Origin of the sequence: Aeromonas sp. QDB14 (genome assembly GCF_027707845.1) — a bacterium.
Taxonomy (GTDB): domain Bacteria; phylum Pseudomonadota; class Gammaproteobacteria; order Enterobacterales; family Aeromonadaceae; genus Aeromonas; species Aeromonas caviae.
This window is the reverse complement of the sequence record NZ_JAPCJD010000228.1, coordinates 1-518: the sequence shown is the minus strand read 5'-3', so window position 1 is coordinate 518 and position 518 is coordinate 1. Positions and strand designations below refer to the sequence as shown.

1 protein-coding gene is annotated in these 518 nt (G+C 62.4%); it reads right to left on the bottom strand.

The window, feature by feature from the left end; all coding sequences use genetic code 11:
* The coding region (locus PG887_RS22650) for a helix-turn-helix domain-containing protein (protein WP_205741398.1) at positions 1 to 452 on the bottom strand (452 nt) is incomplete at its 3' end.
* Positions 453 to 518 lie beyond the last annotated feature (66 nt).

The window sequence follows — 518 nt, the reverse complement described above, 5'->3', positions numbered from 1 at the left end:
ATGACCTTGCGCGGGTCAAGGCTAGCGATCCGTAAGGCCACGGTATTGCGCGCCGGCACTCGCAGTTTTTGAGCCTTGCACACCTGAGTGACTTCGCGGTGAAAGGCCGCTAGGCTGCGCTTCTGCTTGGTCAGGAACCGCTTTTGCAGTAGCTCGTGGATGACGCGCTCGACCGGTTCCGGCAAGCGCCCCTTACCTTTACCTCCACCGGACTGGCCGGGCACCAGATCCGTCACGAGGCCGCTGCCTTGCCGGGCACGCCGGATCAGAACGTATACCTGGCGCCGAGACAAGCCCAGCGCCTGAGCCGCCATATCGGCCGCTTCGTGCCCGACCGTCTCCGACTGCGCCAACGGACTGATGATCTCCGCACGACGGCGCGCACGCTCCCAAGCCTCATCAGGCAGAGTGGCCACGCCTTGTTCTGGAATCCGTGGGGTGTCCGTCGCCATGCTCACCTCGCTTTGGTGCACACGAGTATTGAGCATAGTCGAGATTGGTGCAGATCACTTCTGATA